At 19.8% G+C, this 20,137-nt stretch carries 25 protein-coding genes; all 25 read left to right on the forward strand.

The window, feature by feature from the left end; genetic code table 11:
* The first annotated feature begins 57 nt into the window (after positions 1-57).
* The 25 genes from ATP_RS02190 to ATP_RS02790 all read left to right on the forward strand — a co-directional run bounded on the left by ATP_RS02190 (position 58) and on the right by ATP_RS02790 (position 19,899).
* Positions 58-240, forward strand: a complete 183-nt coding sequence (locus tag ATP_RS02190) for a hypothetical protein (protein WP_041186086.1) — start codon at positions 58-60, stop codon at positions 238-240.
* Positions 241-470: 230 nt separating this feature from the next.
* A complete protein-coding gene (locus tag ATP_RS02195; RefSeq protein ID WP_012504546.1) occupies positions 471-677 on the forward strand; it encodes a hypothetical protein in 207 nt (68 codons plus the stop codon).
* Positions 678-682: 5 nt separating this feature from the next.
* Entirely contained in the window at positions 683-1,078 is a 396-nt protein-coding gene (locus tag ATP_RS02200) for a hypothetical protein (RefSeq protein WP_012504547.1), read from the forward strand.
* 25 nt (positions 1,079-1,103) lie between these two features.
* Complete coding sequence (locus ATP_RS02205) at positions 1,104-1,736, forward strand: lambda-exonuclease family protein (RefSeq protein ID WP_012504548.1); 633 nt, start codon at positions 1,104-1,106, stop codon at positions 1,734-1,736.
* Positions 1,737-1,747: 11 nt separating this feature from the next.
* Positions 1,748-2,365, forward strand: coding sequence for a dTMP kinase (gene tmk, locus ATP_RS02210; RefSeq protein WP_012504549.1), 618 nt, complete (start codon positions 1,748-1,750; stop codon positions 2,363-2,365).
* Between the two features lie 135 nt (positions 2,366-2,500).
* Entirely contained in the window at positions 2,501-2,644 is a 144-nt protein-coding gene (locus ATP_RS02915) for a hypothetical protein (protein ID WP_173024102.1), read from the forward strand.
* A gap of 78 nt (positions 2,645-2,722) precedes the next feature.
* On the forward strand, positions 2,723-3,340 hold the full coding sequence (locus ATP_RS02215; RefSeq protein WP_012504550.1) for a hypothetical protein: 618 nt from the start codon (positions 2,723-2,725) through the stop codon (positions 3,338-3,340).
* A gap of 127 nt (positions 3,341-3,467) precedes the next feature.
* Positions 3,468-3,839, forward strand: a complete 372-nt coding sequence (locus ATP_RS02220; RefSeq protein WP_012504551.1) for a hypothetical protein — start codon at positions 3,468-3,470, stop codon at positions 3,837-3,839.
* A gap of 100 nt (positions 3,840-3,939) precedes the next feature.
* Complete coding sequence (locus ATP_RS02225; protein WP_231834342.1) at positions 3,940-5,166, forward strand: ATP-binding protein; 1,227 nt, start codon at positions 3,940-3,942, stop codon at positions 5,164-5,166.
* A gap of 629 nt (positions 5,167-5,795) precedes the next feature.
* Complete coding sequence (locus ATP_RS02900) at positions 5,796-5,945, forward strand: hypothetical protein (RefSeq protein WP_158300325.1); 150 nt, start codon at positions 5,796-5,798, stop codon at positions 5,943-5,945.
* Between the two features lie 55 nt (positions 5,946-6,000).
* On the forward strand, positions 6,001-6,309 hold the full coding sequence (locus ATP_RS02230; RefSeq protein WP_012504553.1) for a hypothetical protein: 309 nt from the start codon (positions 6,001-6,003) through the stop codon (positions 6,307-6,309).
* 33 nt (positions 6,310-6,342) lie between these two features.
* The gene (locus tag ATP_RS02235; protein ID WP_012504554.1) at positions 6,343-6,591 is read left to right on the forward strand and encodes a hypothetical protein; all 249 of its coding nucleotides are present in this window, start codon (positions 6,343-6,345) and stop codon (positions 6,589-6,591) included.
* Between the two features lie 50 nt (positions 6,592-6,641).
* Positions 6,642-6,950, forward strand: a complete 309-nt coding sequence (locus ATP_RS02240; RefSeq protein WP_012504555.1) for a hypothetical protein — start codon at positions 6,642-6,644, stop codon at positions 6,948-6,950.
* Between the two features lie 33 nt (positions 6,951-6,983).
* Positions 6,984-7,406, forward strand: a complete 423-nt coding sequence (locus tag ATP_RS02245) for a hypothetical protein (RefSeq protein WP_012504556.1) — start codon at positions 6,984-6,986, stop codon at positions 7,404-7,406.
* Between the two features lie 13 nt (positions 7,407-7,419).
* Positions 7,420-7,920 (forward strand): Panacea domain-containing protein, encoded by a 501-nt coding sequence (locus tag ATP_RS02250; protein ID WP_012504557.1) that lies wholly within the window; start codon positions 7,420-7,422, stop codon positions 7,918-7,920.
* 490 nt (positions 7,921-8,410) lie between these two features.
* On the forward strand, positions 8,411-10,039 hold the full coding sequence (locus ATP_RS02255) for a coiled-coil domain-containing protein (protein WP_041186087.1): 1,629 nt from the start codon (positions 8,411-8,413) through the stop codon (positions 10,037-10,039).
* A 119-nt stretch (positions 10,040-10,158) separates the two neighbouring features.
* Positions 10,159-10,935, forward strand: coding sequence for a hypothetical protein (locus ATP_RS02260; RefSeq protein ID WP_012504559.1), 777 nt, complete (start codon positions 10,159-10,161; stop codon positions 10,933-10,935).
* Positions 10,936-11,069: 134 nt separating this feature from the next.
* Positions 11,070-12,911: a hypothetical protein gene (locus tag ATP_RS02785; RefSeq protein WP_049821846.1), complete on the forward strand. Its 1,842-nt coding sequence runs from the start codon at positions 11,070-11,072 to the stop codon at positions 12,909-12,911.
* Positions 12,912-12,988: 77 nt separating this feature from the next.
* Positions 12,989-14,161, forward strand: a complete 1,173-nt coding sequence (locus ATP_RS02270; protein WP_012504560.1) for a toprim domain-containing protein — start codon at positions 12,989-12,991, stop codon at positions 14,159-14,161.
* 53 nt (positions 14,162-14,214) lie between these two features.
* Entirely contained in the window at positions 14,215-14,484 is a 270-nt protein-coding gene (locus tag ATP_RS02275) for a hypothetical protein (RefSeq protein ID WP_012504561.1), read from the forward strand.
* A 112-nt stretch (positions 14,485-14,596) separates the two neighbouring features.
* Positions 14,597-15,235 carry a hypothetical protein gene (locus ATP_RS02280; RefSeq protein ID WP_012504562.1) on the forward strand — a complete coding sequence of 213 codons (639 nt, stop codon included), beginning with the start codon at positions 14,597-14,599 and terminating at the stop codon, positions 15,233-15,235.
* 77 nt (positions 15,236-15,312) lie between these two features.
* Entirely contained in the window at positions 15,313-15,789 is a 477-nt protein-coding gene (locus ATP_RS02285) for a hypothetical protein (RefSeq protein WP_012504563.1), read from the forward strand.
* A gap of 95 nt (positions 15,790-15,884) precedes the next feature.
* Entirely contained in the window at positions 15,885-17,039 is a 1,155-nt protein-coding gene (locus ATP_RS02290; RefSeq protein WP_012504564.1) for a hypothetical protein, read from the forward strand.
* Positions 17,040-17,069: 30 nt separating this feature from the next.
* Positions 17,070-18,521, forward strand: a complete 1,452-nt coding sequence (locus ATP_RS02295; protein WP_012504565.1) for a DnaB-like helicase C-terminal domain-containing protein — start codon at positions 17,070-17,072, stop codon at positions 18,519-18,521.
* A 214-nt stretch (positions 18,522-18,735) separates the two neighbouring features.
* Complete coding sequence (locus tag ATP_RS02790; protein ID WP_012504566.1) at positions 18,736-19,899, forward strand: hypothetical protein; 1,164 nt, start codon at positions 18,736-18,738, stop codon at positions 19,897-19,899.
* Positions 19,900-20,137 lie beyond the last annotated feature (238 nt).

Genomic DNA, 20,137 nt, shown 5'->3' on the forward strand with positions numbered 1-20,137 from the left:
TTATGGCTCATTGATGATATTTTGTTTTCCTTAATTTAATTCAAGGAGAGTTTAAAAATGTTTAACGAAACAAAAATAGGTTATTATATCTTAATTATTACTTCAATATGTTGTATATTAAGTAATTTATTTTGTTTATTGTTTGATTTAATGTTAGGTTTAAAAATTAATCTTTTTATTTGCCTTTTAAATGAAACCATTTTTTTAATTTATTTAATTGTTAACGAACATAAAACCTAATTAAATTAAGAAGATTAATTAGATTAGTACTTACAATTACCAATTTATTTCGTAATTTTAAAATGATTAGAGTTAAAACTACTATTGATTGAAATACTATCAATTTTAAAATAAATATCAAAATAATTATTAAATAATTATTAATTAACTGTATTAGTTTTTAAACTTTAATTAAAAATTGGATTAAATAATAAAATTTCCCAAATTTTTCGTCAAGGAGGAAAATAAGCATGGTTCAACAAAATCCTAATTTATTATTAGCTATTTTAAAATTTATTTTTAATTTTTTTAAACAAGTTTTGATTTTATTATGTTTATTTTTAATATCATTAGGATATTTAATGAAATATTCTTATTTAACCTCATTTACACGATTGAAAAAAGGAAATTTTGTTAAATTATACTATTTTATTAAAAATATTAAAAACAATGTTTAAAATTAATGACAATTTTAACAATTTTTGAAAAAATACTTCAATTTTATAATTGGATTTTAGAAACTTATATTTTATTAGTTAATTTTTATCAAAATAATAATCAAATTTTAATTCGTGGTTTAATTATTTTTATCGTTTTAATTTTAATTCCATATATTTTAAATATCATTGATTTTATTTTAGGAGTTATTGGTAAAATTTTCGAAACAATTGGTAATTTGATTATTATTATTTATCAAATTTTTTTAACAATTTTAGGAATTAAATCTAAACCACGTAATTTAGTTTATTACCAAAATTTAAATGGAATTAAATTTTGGTTTAAGATTAATTCTGATTATTCTTTGACACCAATTAATGAAAATTTTGGTATTATTATCGATCAAATTAAAGAAAAATAAAAATAAATAAAAAGGAATCAAAAAAATGGAAATTAAAGATTTAAAACAACGTAGTAAACAATGGTATTTACATCGTATTAAATATGTTAACGCAACTGAAATTGCAACAATTACTAATAACGATCAATATCGTAATCTTAACCAATTAATTCATGATAAATTATTTGGTACAACTTTTACTGGTAATAAATACACTGAGCATGGTATTTTAATGGAACCAATTGCTAAACAATTTTTTGAAACTTTAACTAAGCATCAATTTGAACCAACTATTTTTGTTGATGATACTGAAACTTTTTCAGCATCATTAGATGGTTATAATGCTAAAACTAATACCATTTTAGAAATTAAAGCACCATTTATTGATGAAAATAATTGTGTTTCAAAAAGTTGGGATAATTTTTTAACTAACAAAGAAATTCCAATTAATTATTATTGTCAAATTCAATGTCAACTATATTGTAGCAAAGCTAAATTAGCTTATTTTTTAGTTTATTTTTCCGAAACTAATTATCATATTGAAAAAGTTTATTTGAATTCAAAATTTATTCAAACAATGGTTCAATGTACCAAAAAATATTTAGATTTTTACCAATTAGTTAAAACTGAATTATTAAATACCACTTTTGTTAAACAATTAGCTAAAAAAAATATTTAAGGAGAATAAAAATGTTATTAATTGTTTTTGAAGGTATTGATGGTACTGGTAAAACAACCTTAATTAATAATTTAGCTCAAACTTTAAAAACAATTCAACCAAATTCAAAAGTAATTATTATTAATGGATTAGGTAGTACTAACATTGGCACATCAATTCGTGAAATGTTTTTATTTAATCCAAAAATGATTTCGGAAACACGATATTTTTTAAGTTTTGCTAATTTAATTCAAATTCAAAATGAGTTAATTAAACCACATTTAAAAACGAATACCATTATTTTAATGGATCGTTATTTAGGATCAAATTTTGCTTATCAAGCTTATCCTTTTCAAATTGATCCACATTATTCAATTTTTCAATTAATCCAAAAAAAATTTTTAAAACCACAAATAACAGTTTTAATTGATTTAGAACCAAAAATTGCTTTAAAACGTAAAGGTGATTTAATCGATTTAATTGAAAATCAACCTTTAAGTTATTTTCAACAAGTTGTTAAAGGATACCAATTATTTTTTAATCATTATTTAAAAACTGATTACAAAATTAAATTAAATGGTTTAAATTCAACTTTACAACATCAAACTGTTATTTTTAATTATCTTGACCTAATTAAGTCTTTAAACTAATTAAAAATAAAAGGTTATTATTATCAAATAGTTTTACTAAATCCTTATTCATAAAAATAAGGATTTTTTTTATTTAAAAATAACTTAATTAATTTTCAAGTTGTTTTTAAAAAGAAATTAATTAAAGGAGTAATTATGGCAACTATTGTTAAAAAATATCGAAATGGTAATATTTATTATTACTACGAAACTGGCAAAATTAAACGAATTAGCCAAGATGGTAAAATCACTTGGTATACCAAACATATTTTTTTTAAACATCCAAAAAGTTTAAATTAATTAAATTTTTAGACCTAAATAAGTCTTTAAACTGTTTATAAAATTTAATCAAAATAATTATAGAAAGGAGAAACGAAATTGAGTAAATCTAACATTAAAATTTTTGATAAGTTAGGTTTAGTTTTATTAATTGTTTTAGCTTTTGTTAGTACTGGATTTACATTATATGCTATTCAAAAATATTTTTATCAAGAAGTAAGAGATGAAATTTCAATTTTTGATGTTAAAGATTATCCTGAATTTAACGTTGTTAAAACTAATGGTAATAACTTAACGAAACAAATTTTTCCATTAAATTTACCTAATTTATCACCAAGTACTACTGCATCTATTATTAATATCGAACATACAGCAACTTTAAATGCACCAAATTTCAAGATTGAAATTCCAATGTATTTAAAAGTTAAAAATCATTTTGATACTTTAGGAACTTTTACTTTATCCGAAAATGATTTTAGTTTAGAACGTAAATGTGATTTTGCTAATTATGATGATGCAAATCGTCCACAAATGATTTTAAAAGATAAAAAAGGTCAAATTAAAATTGATTATCGAATTGAAAGTAATCGTGTTTTTAAAAATCATTCTAATAAATTAGAATTGGTTTCAATTTATGAATTAGTTGATAAACAAGGTAATAGTTTTGAAGGTTCAACTCCTCAAATCACTAAAAATGTTATTAAATTAACTAACTAGTTTGTTAACTAATTGATTTTCATAATACCTTTAAATATCAAATTAAAATTGGTATTTAAAGGTTATTTTATTTAAAAATTTTAAAATATTAATTTATTCTATTTTTATTGAAAGGAGTTTTTTACAAATGAATGAATTAGAAACCAAAATTGCTGTTTTAACTAAAAAATTAAAAACTGTTTATGAATGGTTATTCTCTTTAACTATTATTGTTGTGATATTAATAATTTTTCATTTTATTACTATTTATAAAATGAAAACTAATTGTGATAAAGTTAATGAAGTTAACCAAAAATTTAATACTGAATTAGGAAGAAAATGTGATTATCCAATTTTACATAAAATGTTTACTGATTTTTCAAATACTAACAATCATCGTCTTATTGTTGTTGAAATTCCTAATAAAAACGGAGTTAAAACTGAATCCAAAGGATCATCAACTAATAATGAAGTAAAAAAAGATGACAAATCAACTGATAATCCCGATTCCAAAAAATAATTTAATTAAAATCCAAAAACACCATTATTGGTGTTTTTAAATTTTAATTAACCAATTTTATATTCAAAACATTTAATTTAAATTGAAAGGAGAAACCAAAATGTCGAGAAAAAATACACCAATTGAAAACAAAACCTCAAAAACTAAACCAATTGCTAATAATAATAAATTTCCTAGTTTAGTTAAAATAAATTTAATTTTATTTATTTTTAGTGGTTTATTTATTAGTGGATTTATTTATTTTCTATTATTAAACACCAATGTTCGTGAATTAGAAAAACGTGTTATTATTTCTGAAAATGATTTTACTAATTTAAAAACTACTCTTAATCAACTAAAAGAAACCAATAACAAAGCTAATTTAGAAAAAGAAACAGTATCTAATAATGGTAATCAAGATGATTTATTAGTTCCACAATTTCAAATTTCGGATTCTACTAAATTTTTATCATTTGATAAATTAATTGGTTTTAAAGAAGAAAAAGTGGCAGTTGATGGTTTTATCGATTATATCTATAATAAAACCAAATATGAAAATGTTGGAGATGTTGACCCTCCTTTTGGAATTTTACTTTATGGAGTTCCAGGTACTGGTAAAACTACTTTAGCTCGAGCTGTAGCTAAAGAAACTAAATTACCTTTTTTTGAAATTTCAAGTTCAATGTTTTCTCAAAAATATCGTGGTATTGCTCCACAAATGGTAAAAGATTTATTTGCTATAGCTAGAGTAGTGGCCGAAGAAAAAGGTGGTGCTATTATTTTCTTAGATGAATGTGAAACCATTTTCGTTAATATTAATAATCTTGAAGCAAATTCTGAAGTTGCTAACGTTGTAAATGCTTTTAAAACTGAAATGACTTCAATTGATAATAATCCTAATAAACCAATTTTTGTAATTGGTGCTACAAATCACATCGATCAATTAGAAGAAGCAATTAAATCACGTTTTACTTATAACATTGAAGTAAAACCATTTGAACGAAAAGAACGTCAAGAATTCTTAGAATTTATGATTAATCGTCGTAAAAATCCTTATAGTGATGAATCTAAAAAATATTTATTTGAAGTAATTAATGTGGCTTTAGATGATTATCAAGGTGAAAATAGTTTTTTGAAATCTAATCGTACTTTAGAAAATATTTTAAAAACTGCTATTAATGTTTTTTGTAAAAATCGTGAAATTAAGGAACCTAAAACTTCCGAAAATTCTACAAAATCAAAATTACGTGAAACAATTGATAAAACTGATTTAAAAACTGCTTATTCAATGGTAGTTTCCAAAGATACCACAATTTTAGACAAAATCGAAAATTCAATTAATAAATAACCTTTTATTAAAAATTAAGTTATTTATTAACAAAGATTCCAAATAATTCCTTTACTATCAAAAAACAGGTACCAAAAAATACCTTTATTTTGTTAGTAAATTTATTTTTGGTATTATTATACCTTTAAAAAATACTAATTAAATTTAATAATTAGTATTTTTTTTTTATTTATTTTTAAAATATTGTTTTAAATTATTAAAAATATTTTGATTTTAATAATTTAAATGAATATTTTAATTTATATTCAAATAAAAACGAAAGGATTAAAACTTTAATAAATTTTATTATAATTACTAATTTCATATTTGTAATTATTTTCATTAAAGTTAATTTTAGTATCATTTTGCTTCAATTTATTTCTCAATTCAAAATTTTTTTTTATTTTTTTTTAAAAAATAAAAAAAATATTGATAATAATTTAATATTAAATCAACATGAGAAATTTATAAAATCGAGCTTTTATTATAAACATTATTTCTCTTATAAGGAATAAAAAGGAAACTGTTAAACAAAAATAACTATCCTTAAATAAAAAAATAATGCCATTAAAACATCACCAAAAATAACCAAAGTTAAAACAAATTTTAAATTATTACCAAAATAAATCAATATGAAAGGAAAAACAATTATGAATAAAAAACCAATTATTTTAAAAATTAATTCTAATAAATTTCCTCGAATTCGTTATTTAATTCCAAAAACTGGATTTTTAATTAAATCCAAAAAAAAATATCATCGTATTCGTGATAAAAAAATTAACTTTGACATTGATTTTTAAAATTTAATTATTTATTAAATAAAAATAAAAAATAAAAAAAAGGAGAATTTAAAAAATGCAAATAGAAGAATTATTAAAAAATGAAGTATTTACCAAAAAAATGAAACGTTATATTGAATTTGAAAGCACACTTGATTCTTTAAATGGTGGTGGTAGAGGTTTTACATCTCTTTGTGAAACTTTATACGAAACTAAAATGCATATATCAGACACTTTTTATGAGTTCATTAATAATTTAGATGAAACACTTCAAGAGTTCAAAAAAATAATTAAAGTAAAAAAAGTGTTTTTAAAAGAATTAATTAAAGAAGAATACAAACTAGATGACGAATATTTTCGAGATTTATATAATAAAATTTTATAAAAAAAATAAAAAATTTCAAAGGAGAAATAAAAAATGAATGAAAACAAAAAATCTAAATTATTAAAAGATAAAAATTTTATAAACAAAATGAAAAAATTTACTGATTCTATTTCAAGAATTTTTTTATCTCAATGGGCGAAATTTGAACCTATGTGTGATAAAAAAATTTTCAAATTTAAAAATAGTGTTTCGAATAAATTAGAAATTTTACAAAATAAAATTCAACAAGAATTTCAATTAACTTCTGAAGAATTTACCGAAATTCATGAAGAATTATTTTAAAAATCATTTTAAATAAAAATAAAAAATAAAAAAAAAGGAGAATTTAAAAAATGAAAAACGACGAATTATTAAAAAATGAAGTATTTATCAAAAAAATGAAAGATTATATTGAATTTGAAAAGACACTTAATTCTTTAGATGGTGGAGATCGAGGTTTCGAATCTCTTCTTGAAACTTTATACGAAACTAAAATGAATATGTCAGATACTTTTTGTGATTTCATTGGTGATTTAGATGCAAAACTCCGAGAGTTCGAAATCATAATTGAAGCAAAAAAAGCAATGTTAGAAGAATTAATTAAAGAAGAATACAAACTAGATGATGATCGTTTTGAAGATTTATATGAAGAAATTTTATAAAAAAAATAAAAAATTTCAAAGGAGAAAAAATTAATGACGAAAAATCAAATGAAAAAATTAAAAACAAAATTAACGAAATTAAAATGTCAAAATATCGAAATTATTCAAAATAATAAAAATGAAATTAAAGAAATTAATTTTGATTTTGAAGGAATGTATCAGGATAGTTTACAATTTTTAAAAATTGAATTTTATTCAAATGGTAATTTAAAATATATTCAATGTTTTGGAGATAAATCAACTCCTAAAGATGAAGATTTTACTTATTATTTTTGTGATGAAAATAATCCAAAAATATTTAAAGTTCGTTCTTTTTCTATTGTTCCTGAAGTTTTTAAATATTTAAAAACAATTGGTAATATTTTAAAAAATGAGTATTTTATTCCAATTATGGATATTGATGATTGTGAAATAACTTATAATTTAATGTCAACTAAAACCTTTTATATGAATTAAAGGGAAAATAAAAATGGAAAAAAGTAATGAAATCAACATTTTTGATGTGGCAAATTATATTATTGCCAATAAAAAAATCCCTGATTTAACCAATTTAAAAATTCAAAAATTAATTTTTTATATTTATGTAGTTTATTTAGTAAAAACAAATCCAAAAACCAAAATGTTTCATTCAAATATTGAAGCTTGGCCTTATGGTCCAGTTTTTCCTGAACTTTATTTTGCTTTAAGTAAATTTCATAATGTTATTATTGATAAACCACTAGTCGTTGATTTTCCAAAAGTAATCAACCATTTACCAAAAAGTTGTATTGAATATATTTTACAAAAATATGGTAATTTAAAAGCTTATGAATTAACAAGACAAATTCATGATGAAGAACTTTGGAATGATGTTTATGTTGATAATATTTCTTTTGAAGAAAATAAAATTACTGATAAGGTAATTTTTGAATATTATCACGATGAATTTGATGATTTTAAAATAGATAAAACTTATTTTCTTAAAAAATAAATTACCAGTTCAAGATTCTCTTAATGAGAATTTTTTTTTATTTTTAAAATTAAAAATAAAATTCAAATATCAAAACTAAAAATTTCATTAAAGTTAATTTTAGTATCATTTTGCTTCAATTTATTTCTCAATTCAAAAATTTTTTTTATTTTTTTTTAAAAAAATAAAAAAATATTGATAATAATTTAATATTAAATCAACATGAGAAATTTACAAAATCGAGCTTTTATTATAAACATTGTTCCTCTTCTAAGGAATAAAAAAGAAACTGCTAAACAAAAATAACTATCCTTAAATAAAAAAATAATGCCATTAAAACATCACCAAAAATAACCAAAGTTAAAACCAATTTTAAATTATTATTATCGTTAAAATCAATTTTAAATTATTATTATCGTTAAAATCAATTTTAAATTATTATTATTAACATTTTAAACAATTAATTCCTTAATATGAATTCAAACTATTAAGAAAGTAGGTGTCAAAAAAAATGATAGGAATTTTCGACTTATTTAATATGTATTTTAATTTTCATCATTATTTTACTTGGTTATGTATTGGTTTAATTTTAATCACGATTTATACTTTTGTGAGTAAATTTATTTTTGGTAAATTTTCAATTAAAAGTTTTATTTTTATTATTATTATCATCTTTTTAATTTTATTTTTAATTAAAACGATCTTTTTTAATCCTTATGCTAAAAATAGTGAATATTGTAATAAGTTAATTACCAAAACTGATGAGGTATTAAAAAAAGTTGATGAATGTATTAAAGAAAAAACTGAATTAGGCGTTGAATTATTAAATAGTTTAAATATTTATCAAGAAATGATTAAAGATTTAAATGATATTAAAGGTTTAAATATTCAACAACAAAATGAAATTAAAACCAAAATTAAAGTTATTGATGAAGCAATTATTAAAATTAAAGCTGATATTGAATCAAGAAAACAAACAATTATTAAACTCGAAACGGAAAAAGGCAGTAAAATTAAAACTAAAAATGAAATTGAAACCAAAATTAAAGATTTAGAAGAAAGATTAAAAACTGAAACTGATCCCGACATTCGTGCTAAATTAAAAACTGAAATTGCGGAATTACAAAATCAACAAACTACTTTAGTTCAAGAATTAATTAATCTTGATGTTGAAATTAAAAAATTAAATAATGAAATTAATTATTTAAATAAAAATTTAGAAAATTTAAATTTAGTTAAAACTGATTTAGAACAAAATTTTAAAAGATTAATGAATGAAGATACACAAATTAGTTATCAAATCGATTCAATTGAAAAACGTAAAGAACGTATTCAAGTTGAAATTAATGAAAATGAAAAACAATTACAAGAATTAAAAGATAAAAAAAGAAATTATGAAATTTCGAAAAAAAACTTAGAAGAATTATTAGTTTTAGGTAAAACTTATGAAATGGAAAATGCTTGGAATGCTAAAAATATTCATCAAAGTATTACCAATGTCGGTAATATTGCTTGTAAATGTATTGCAGTTAATCAAGGAATGAAATTAGCTGGAAAATTTTTAGATTTATGTTCTAGTTTTAAAACAGTTCCTCAAATTACTAATATTCCACTTAATACTGCTTCAGCAAATTCAATATTAGAACAAAAAATTAAATCTGCTAAAAATGGTGAATTTCCAATGATTGATAAACCAACTTTTGAACGTCTTTTGCAAAGTTTAGAAGATGATATGGCTAATATTGATAACGAAATTATATCTACTCAAAATCATCGACAAGAATTACAAAAACGAATTTCAAGTGAAGTTAATATAGAACATGGTAAAATATTGCAAAAAATTCAAGCATTAAATTCGATAAATAATGATACTAGAGAATTTTATAATGAAAGATTTCGAGAAAAAATTTCTAAATACGACAAAATTGAAAAAGAATTTAATGACGATAAATTCACTTTCCAAGGGAAAGCTGATTCAATAATTGATTTATACAATAAAAAAACTCCTTTAAATGAGGATTTAAAATTAGCTATTTCTACTAGACTAGAAGAATTAAAATTAAAAAATCCTTCATTATTTAGAGCTCAAACACGTTATTTAAAAAGTAAAGGTTTTGATATTGGTGCTAATTCAAAATAAAATTTGAAATTGGTACCAATTAATCAAAATTTTTTTTGCATATTAATTCCAAATTTAAATTAAAAAAAGTATCTTTATAATATATTTTAAAAAATTAATTAGAAAGGATTTACATTATAATGAACTTTAAACAAACTTTATTAACTTTAATTGGTATTTTAATTGGTGTTTTAATTATTTTAATATTTTATTATCAAAATACTGGTAATTCTTCTCAATTACCAGTATTGTCTCCTGATTCTAATTTACCGAATTCTAATCCAATCAATCATAAAACCATTATTGATGAAAATGTTTCTAATCATAAACCAATATTATTTGATGAAAACGTTTCTAATCATGAACCATTAATTACTTCCAAATTGGATAATGCTGAAACTAAAATTATTCCAATATTAATTACTGAAAATGAATTTAATCTTATTATTAATTATATTGAAAATGCAACTATGACTAAAATACCTGAATTTATTCAAGATCAAGTTCAAATTACTAAAATCAACGAAATAAAAGAATCTTATCAAAAAAGACAAGATCTATATAGATCATGGGTGAAAAGTGATCTTGAAACAACAAATCGGTTTCAAGAAAAAATTGATAATTATAAAAAAGAAGAATTAGATATTAATAATAAAAAAGAAAAAATTCAAAAAATAATTCAAAATTTAAAAAACCAAAAAATTTCTCATGATATTAATACCAAAATTTTACAACAAGAAAATGAAATTAATTATTTAAACAAAAATTTAAAGAATTTAAATTTAGTTAAAACTGATTTAGAACAAAATTATCAAAGATATCAAAAAACTAATAATGATAATAATAAATATCGAGACAATTGTGAAAAACAAAACACCAAAGAACGTTTATTAAAAATTTACACTATTAAATCTTAAATTCGATTTAAAACCTAAAATTTAATAAATAAAAAAAATAAAAAAATAAAAAATAAATAAAAATAAATAAAAAAAAATAAAAAAAGAAAGGAGTAAATCATGTTAAAAAAAATAAAAAATGAAAGGAGTAAATCATGTTAAAAAAAATAAAAAATTTAATTATAACCAAAAAATTAATTTTAATTAAAAATTTTTTCATCTTATTGGTTTTAATGAGTTTTTCCTTTATTACAATTAAAGCAAACACTAATACTTATTTTTATGCTAAAATTCGTGATGAAATTAAACTTGGAGTTTGTGATGAAAAATGGCAACAAGAATTGTTAAAAAATCAACCAAAAATGAATATTAAACGTTTTAAAGTTTTCGAATTTGATGATATTTATAAAATATTAGAGTTTCATGATATTAAAGGTTTAAATCAAGTGTATAGTAATGCTGGATATAATTCTTATGATAAAAAAAATTTAAATGCTTGGAGTTTTAAAAATCCTCCTGCTAATTTATTAGCTGTTTATTTTAAACCACGAATTCCTTGTCATTATTCAGTAAAAGAACCATATCCTGAATCTGATAATTATTATACTTTAGAGGATTTATTAAAACATGAATATGAAATTAGCGAAGCATATATTTTTGAAAAAGTTGATAAAATTGATTCGAATTTAAATATTCATTATATTAAAACTACTATTCCATATTACCAAACTGAAATCAATTATATTAAAAATTATTTAAATTTCAATCAATCAATTAACTTAAATTGTTATAACTCTAATTTAAAATCTGGTATCATTTCACCTTTACCTAATTCTAACTATAATGGTTCTTTTGTTGATGTAGTTTATTTTGATGATGGTATTCGTTTTATGAATCCTAATAACCATGATATTAATGATTTATTAAAATTAAGTAATGGTGCAAAAAATGTTTATATATTCTCTTTAAATATTGCACCAAAACCTCAACCAAAAATTGAGCCACCAAAAAAAATAAATCGTATTGATATTTATGTTGCTGATAAATTTGAAATTCCTAATATTATGTCTAATAAATATGGAATTAATGGAATAAATTATTGGAGTAATTATAGTGAACCAAGTTATAATGATTCAAATACCGATTTTCGTGGTAATTATTTGATTAAAAATCCTGAACCAAACCTTTTAGGAGCTTTTTTTGAATATTATCCTAATAAAGGAAGTAGTGATTTTAATTATCGTGTTTATTCTTTAGAAGGAATGTTACAAAACCATGATACCATTAAAACTGCTTATATTTTTCATCATCAACCAAAAATCAACATCATTAACCATCATGTTGCTGATAGAGATGAAATTGTTTCATTAATGCAATCTAATTATAATATTAAAATAAATGGTGTTGATATTATTCCAAGTTTTAATATTCCTATGGAAAATCGTTTATATTATTGTTTCAAAAATCCCAATTCAAATCTTTTAGGAGCTTATTTTGAAACTTATCCTAATAAATCTTATCCATATGCTGATAATACATATACTTTACAAGATATGTTGCAAAACCACGATACTATTAAAACTGCTTACATATTTTGGATTGATAAGGAAAAAGCTACAAAAGCCAAATACGATAAAGCTTTAAAACAATACGAAATCAATTTGCAAAACTGGAAAAATCAATGTATATTCAAACCAGGAACTCATTGGGGTTGGGATATTCGTAATACATTAGGCACTAGTAATCAATATCTTTATAGTAATGATAAAATTAATTTTGACATTTATCTTCTATTAGGTACTAAAGTATCAAGATTTGAACCATCAAAAAAACTTTTATATGAATATTCTTCAGGTTGGATAGAAAGTGAATGGTATTTTGATAAATTAGTTATAGGTCAAAGTAGTCTTTATGGTAATAGGAAAGTAGATATAAAAAATTATCTTCATACCACTAGACCACCAACTGAACCAACTTTAGAATCATTCCAAACTTAATTAAATAAATTTTAAAAGACTACATTAACTGTAGTCTTTTTTTTTATATAAAAATCACTTTTTAAGGAGTTTAATTTATGGATATTATTACTATTAAAAATCAAATTAAAACCAAAATTCTAGTTACTAAATATTTATCACAAACTTTACCTAATTCTAATTATTATAATTGTTTTAAATGTCATCAAAAAAATAAAATTATTGTTAATCATAGTCAAAATATGTATAAATGTTTTAAATGTGATAATCGATTTCACGATATTTTTGATTTATATCAAGAATTATATCAAGTTAATTTTAATACTGCTTTTCAAGCTTTAATTAACGAATTAGATGAAATTAAATTATCACCATTAATTCAAAATCCGCATCAATTTTCTCATTTAAATAAAACTAAATTTAAAATTTTAACTACTAGTGCTAATTATTATCATTATTTATTAAAAAATTATGTACCTTTTAATGAATTAGCTTTAAATTATTTACAAAATCAGCGTCAATTAAATTTAACCACAATTAACGAATTTAAACTTGGATTAGCTCCACAAACTAATTCTAATTATCAATTTATCAATATTTTAGTTAATTACTTAACAAAAAATAATTTTGATTTAGATTTAGTTCAATTTTTAAATTTAGCTATTTCCACTAAAAATCCTCATTTAAAAAATTTTGGTTTAAAAGATGCTTTTTATAATGCAATTATTATTCCAAAAACTGCTTTAATTAACCAAAAAATTCAAGTCATTAGTTTAAAAGCTAATTTATTAAAACGTCAACTAAATACACCAAAATATTTAGAAATGAAAAGTAATGATTTAATTAAACCACGAGATTATTTATATCGATTATTCGAACATTTACCGTTTATTAATGCTAAAAAACAAGTAATTATTGTTGAATCAGAATTTGATGTTATTAAAAGTTATCAACATCAACTTAAAAATGTGATTTCTATTTGTGGGAAAGATTTCACGAATATGCAATTAAAACAAATCTTTCAATATATTCCAAAAAATTACGAAATTTTAATTATTTTAGATCATGATTATGGTGGTAAAATCCAAGCTTTAAAATTATATTTAAAATTAATTCAAGCTAATTATTTAGTTGTTAAAGTTATTATTTTACCTCAATATAAATCTCTTGATGAATTTTTAGATCATTATAATTTAATTGAATTACAACTAATTTTAAATGATGCCAAATTTTGTTTAACTTTAGATCATGCAATTAAGAAAACTCCTTAAAAAGGAGTTTTTTGTTTTAAATTAAAAACTAAATTCAATTTAAAAAGGAATTTATGAATATTAAGCAATTTATTTTTAATTTTTTAAAATATCATTTACTAAAAATACTAATGATTTTTATTATCATTTGTATCATTAGTAATTATATTCTTTATTATTATTTTGATGATTATGAAGCTTATTTTAATTATTGGTTTTATAGTTTATTAGATATTCCAAATAAAATATTTGGTAATTTTAATCAAAGAACTTTAAATAGTTGTCTTAATAATCAAATCTATTTTCGATTAATTACCAAAAATCAAAATCATGAATCAAAATAAAATTTTTTATCTTTACCTATTTAATTAAACATCTCATCGAGATGTTTTTTTTAGCTTTAAAAACAATTCCATCAAAAACCAAAAATAAAAAAAAGAAAGTTAGGTATTATCTATGCTGAATTCTAAAGACAACGTTTTAAATTATCTTTTTACAGTTTTAAATAATTTTTCGAATATTGAAAAATATCCGAATCTTACCACTTTATTAAAACAAATCACTTTAATTTTCCACGAAATTGAAAACGATTTTATCGATCTTAAAAAACAAGATTTAAAAATTAACGAAATTGATGATATTACTAATTACCAATTTTTTAAAATTTTAACTCATAATTTACAAATTAGTAATATTAATTTGAATTTAATGAATCATCACATTATTGAAATTAATCAAATTAGTCAAAAAATTTTAACGATTTTAAATTCAACCAAAACTACTAATTTATCCATCAAATATGATGTATTTACCACTAATTTAGATCTCGGTTTTTATTTAAAAGTGAATAATTTAAATTTAATTGGTATTTTAAAAACAATTTTCGAATTAATTACTGTTAATGAATGTCTTTTTATTTCAAGTAATTCAAATGATTATTTCAACCAATTTCAATTATTTCAAAAATATTTAACTAATATTCAAAATAATTTAATCATTATCATTAAATCTTTAACAATAATTAATGCTTATTATCACCAAATTTTAAAAGATTTTAAAATTCCTGCCACAAAACCTAATCGTTTTCAAAATTAACTATTTTTTAAAAACTCCTTGAAAAAGGAGTTTTTTTTATATTCAAAATCCAAAATCAAAGAAAAGAGTTAACTAATATGTTTACTAAAATCGAAAATCAAATTAAAGCCGTTTTTACTAATGATGCTGATAAATTAAGAATTCGAATTTTAAATTATTATCATCGTTATAATATTAAACCAATTTCACATCATTTAGAACAAATAATTTATAGTTTTTTAAATAAATCTCGAAAATTTAATCAAGTTCAATTAAAACCACGATTAAATCCTGAATATGATATTTTAATTAATAATTTTTACAAAATTGATCTTAAATCTAGTTTAAGTGGAGATAGATTTTTAACTAAAACAATTTCCTTTACTAAAACTTTTTTAATTTGTGTTTACAATTTAAATAAAATTAAATTTTATTGGTTGAATTCACAAGATCAAGAAAAATATTTAGCTAATTTTAAATTTAATCAATCAATGAGACATTTTCGATTTCTTAATCTTAATCGTTTTTTAAAACCAATTTTAATTCTTGAATTTCCTGAATTTAAAATATTTTAATTTTAAACTTAAATAATTTATTTTTTTTAAAACTCCTTGAAAAAGGAGTTTTTTTTATATCCAAAATCCAAAATCAAAGAAAGGAGTTAACTACTATGTTAACCAAAATTGAAGACCAAATTAAAGATGTTTTTATCAATAACTCAATTGAATTAAAAAACCAAATTCAAAATTATTACGATCAAAACAAACGAAAACCAAAATCTCAAGATTTTGAAAAAATTATTGCTGATTTTTTAACTAATTCCAAAAAATTCACTAATATCAAATTAGAAAAAGGTAATAATCCGAATCATGATATTTTAATTAACAATTTTTACAAAATTGATTGTAAAACTAGTTATTCAAATACTGATATTAAAATTGGTAATTATATTAATATTCGTAAAACTTTATTAATTGCAACTTTTATTAATGATAAAATTAATTTTTATTTATTAAATTTACAAAATCAACAAAAATATTTATCTAGTTTTAAATTAATTAAAGGTAGTACTAATTTAAGATTTTCATTATCCAAATTAATTAAACATGGTTTTAAATCAATTCTTGAATTAACAATTTTAAAACCAAAATCATTTTATACTTTTGATGAATTTTTAAAATTAAATTTAAAATACCAATTTATCCAAACTGAAATTAAATCATTAACTTCAATTTCTAAAATCGAAATTGAATTAAAAAAATTTATTCAAAATAATCAAAAGATTTTAATTGATTATTTAAATCAATACCAAAATTATCATCAAAAAAATTGTAATAGTTTTGAATTCGAACAAGTTATTTTTGATTTTTTAAATCAAAATCATAACTTAATTAATCATATTTTTAAATGTAATGGTTCTAATAAATTTTATGATTTCGGTATTAATTTTTTTAATTCGAAAATTAATCAATTTCAAACTTATTATTTAGATATTAAAACAACTAATAAGATATGGCGCATTGCGTATAATAATACTACTTTTTTTAATTCTAAAAATCTAATTAAAAATTCTCATATTTTTACTAAATCTAAAATGAAACAATTTTTAAAACATAATCCAAAATCGTTATTAATTTTTTGTTATGAAAAAAACACTAATAATGGTTTATTTTTTTTAAATGCTAAAACTCAATTAAAATATTATCAAATTTTTTTTCAAGCAAAAAATACTTTTCAAATTCAATTTTCATTAGTTTTTAAAAAATATAAAAACACTAATTTTTTAAAATCAATTACGATTTTTAAAAATGTTTTTAATTACTAAAAAATCAAAAAAATAAAAAAAGGAGTAAAAATGACGAAAAATATTAACTTCAAATCTGAAACAATTTTAATTACTAAATTAATTCAAACTTTAAATTCTAATCAATCAAAAGATATTAAAAACATCATTATTTTATTAAAAAATGTTAAATTTAACGAAACAAAATATCAACAAATTTTTAATTTAATTTACCAAATTTATCAAAATAATTCTACCATTAATTTAACTGATTTTTTAACTTATAATCAATATTTACCTAATTCTAATATTAATCAAGTTTTAATTCAAGAATTATTAAAAACACCTTTAATTTCAAATTTAGAATTAAATGATAATTTAAACACTTTAAATAATTTTAAAATTCAACAACAAATGTGGTTAAATATTTCAACTACTTTAAATAAAATTAAAACTAATACAATTTTACCTAATTTTAACGAATTAAATCAATTAGCTAATCAAATTTTAACTATTCCTAAAATTGAAAATTCAAGTAGTAAACATTTTGCTGAATTAATTATTAATTATTTAATCAAAATGAATTCAGGTATTGCTAATTTACAAAAAAGTGTTTTAACTAATAATTTTAAAACTCTTAATTATTTACAATTTAATCATTATTTTAATTCAATTAGTAAAGGCAAATTAATTACTTATTCAGCTTTAACTGGATTTGGAAAAACTACTTTTGCTTTAAATTTAATTTTAGAATTTTCAGATAATTATTATTTAATTCATCAAAAATATCCTAAAATTAAATTTTTAAGTTTAGAAATGAATTGTGATGAATTATTAGAACGTATTTTAGCTATTAAAACTAAAACTAATTTAAGTACCATTATTAATAAAAGTTTTGAAATTGATAATTTTTATACTACTAATGGAATTAATAATGGTGAAATTTACTCTACTCAATTTGATGAATACGTTAATAAAATTAAAACAATTCCAAAATATAATTTTTTAATCGATTCATTTCCAAAATTTAACGATATTAATAGTCTTGAAAATCAAATTCGTCTTGAATCTCGAAATAAAAATTTAGATATGTTGTTTATTGACTATTTAAATTTAATTCAAAATCCTGAATTTACTTACAATCCTGAAAGAAGTATTGATAACATTGTTTTACGTTTAAAAACTCTAAGTGTTGAATTAGAAATACCAATTTTTCTAATTACTCAATTTACTAAAGAAGCTTCTAAAAATACTAAAAACAACGATTTTAACGTCGTTGATATGAAAGGTTCAAGTTCAATTTCTCAACATTCAGATATTGTTTTTTATTTACAAAATCTTAATTTCAAATCCGAAAATGAAAAAAATCATTATGCTACAACTAATCCAATCAAACTATTAATCACTAAAAATCGAAACGGTAAATTAGGTTCAATTATTTATGATTTTCAAAAAAAATACCAAACTTTTACTGAAATTGAACCATTTATTGAAAAAGATGACGAAAAAATACTCAATGATTAAAAACAGGTACCAAAAAATACCTTTATTTTGTTAGTAAATTTATTTTTGGTATTATTATACTCTTATTAAGAAAAAATACTAATTAAGTTCTATAATTAGTATTTTTTTTAATTTAATTTTTAAATATCGTTTTAAATTATTAAAAAATTTTAAATTTTAATAATTTAAATGGATATTTTAATCAATATCCTTATTAATTAAAAAAGGAGGAAATATGTTAACGAATTTAACAAAAATTACTAATTTTACTATTTTAACTGAAAAGTTATCAAATATTGAAACCATTAAAATTGCATTATCTTTTCGAATTAATTATCAATTTTCAATTTCTAATCAAAGTAAAAAAGCCGATTTTGTTGTTAATTTTGGTTCAAATAATTTAAACGAATATGAAAATTCAATTTTTTATGATAAAAGTTTTTTTAATCATATTCAAAAAAATATTAAAGAAAAAATGGATTTTCCAATTTCCATTGTTTATGAAAAAACTAAAATCACTACTAATTCAAATTCAAATTCAAATTCAAATTCTAATATTAAACCAATTATTAACTTTTTAAACCATTTAAATCCAAATGCTTTATCTAATTTAACCATTTTAATTCAAAAATATACCAAAAAAAATCAAGTTTTTGAATACTATAATTACAAAAATCATACTTTTTATGTTTCAGAAATTAATTATCCTTTAATTATTAATCAAAAAAACATTCTATATCAACAATTAAATCACGATTTACCAATTACAAAACCTCAAACTAATGAAACAAATTTAGAAATTGATTATTTTAATGATACTAAATATTTAGGTTCAAAATCAATTTTTCAACATCAATATCGTGATTTTAATAAAAATCAAATCAAAGAGTTATTAATTCCAATTTTAAAATCAAAATTAAAAACTTTAAAATTAATTCCTTTTAAAAACGAAACGAAATTAGATCAATTTCAACAACCATTAAAAACCAATTACGTTCTAAAATATAATCGAATTTTATATTTAAAAGCTGATTTACCATATTTAAAGTTTTTCTTAAAACAAACATCAATTGGTTTTAAAGTTAAAAGTAATCGTTTAAATATTAAACGAAAAAGTTTTTATTTTAAAAATCGACGATTTTATTTTAATTTAAGTACTTTAAAATATCAAAATCAAAATTTTGAATATTTAATCGATTTAAAAGGTAAAAATCGTTATAGTTTAGGAATCATTAATTTAAATCAAAAAAATGAATTCAAATATTTAACTATTAATATTGAAACTAATTTATCAATTAATAAGATTAATTTAATCCAAGATTTATATTCTAAATTAAGTATCAAATTTGATTTAAAACTTTTTAATCAAATTTGGAATTTAATTGAAAAAGAATTATAATTTAAAACTTAATTCTAAATTAAACCTAAAAAAATACCATTATTTGGTTATTAAATCAAAATAAACATCTATTATATACCTTAATAAACTATTAACCAAATAAAGGTCTTTAAACGTTTAATAATTATAATTTAAATTTTTTTAAAAAAAAACTTCAATTTGAAAAAAGATACGTAAAATACGCGCTAAAATGTCGAATTTACAATGACAACACATACCAACATAGATACAACAATAG

Source organism: Candidatus Phytoplasma mali, from assembly GCF_000026205.1.
GTDB classification, from domain to species: domain Bacteria; phylum Bacillota_I; class Bacilli_A; order Acholeplasmatales; family Acholeplasmataceae; genus Phytoplasma; species Phytoplasma mali.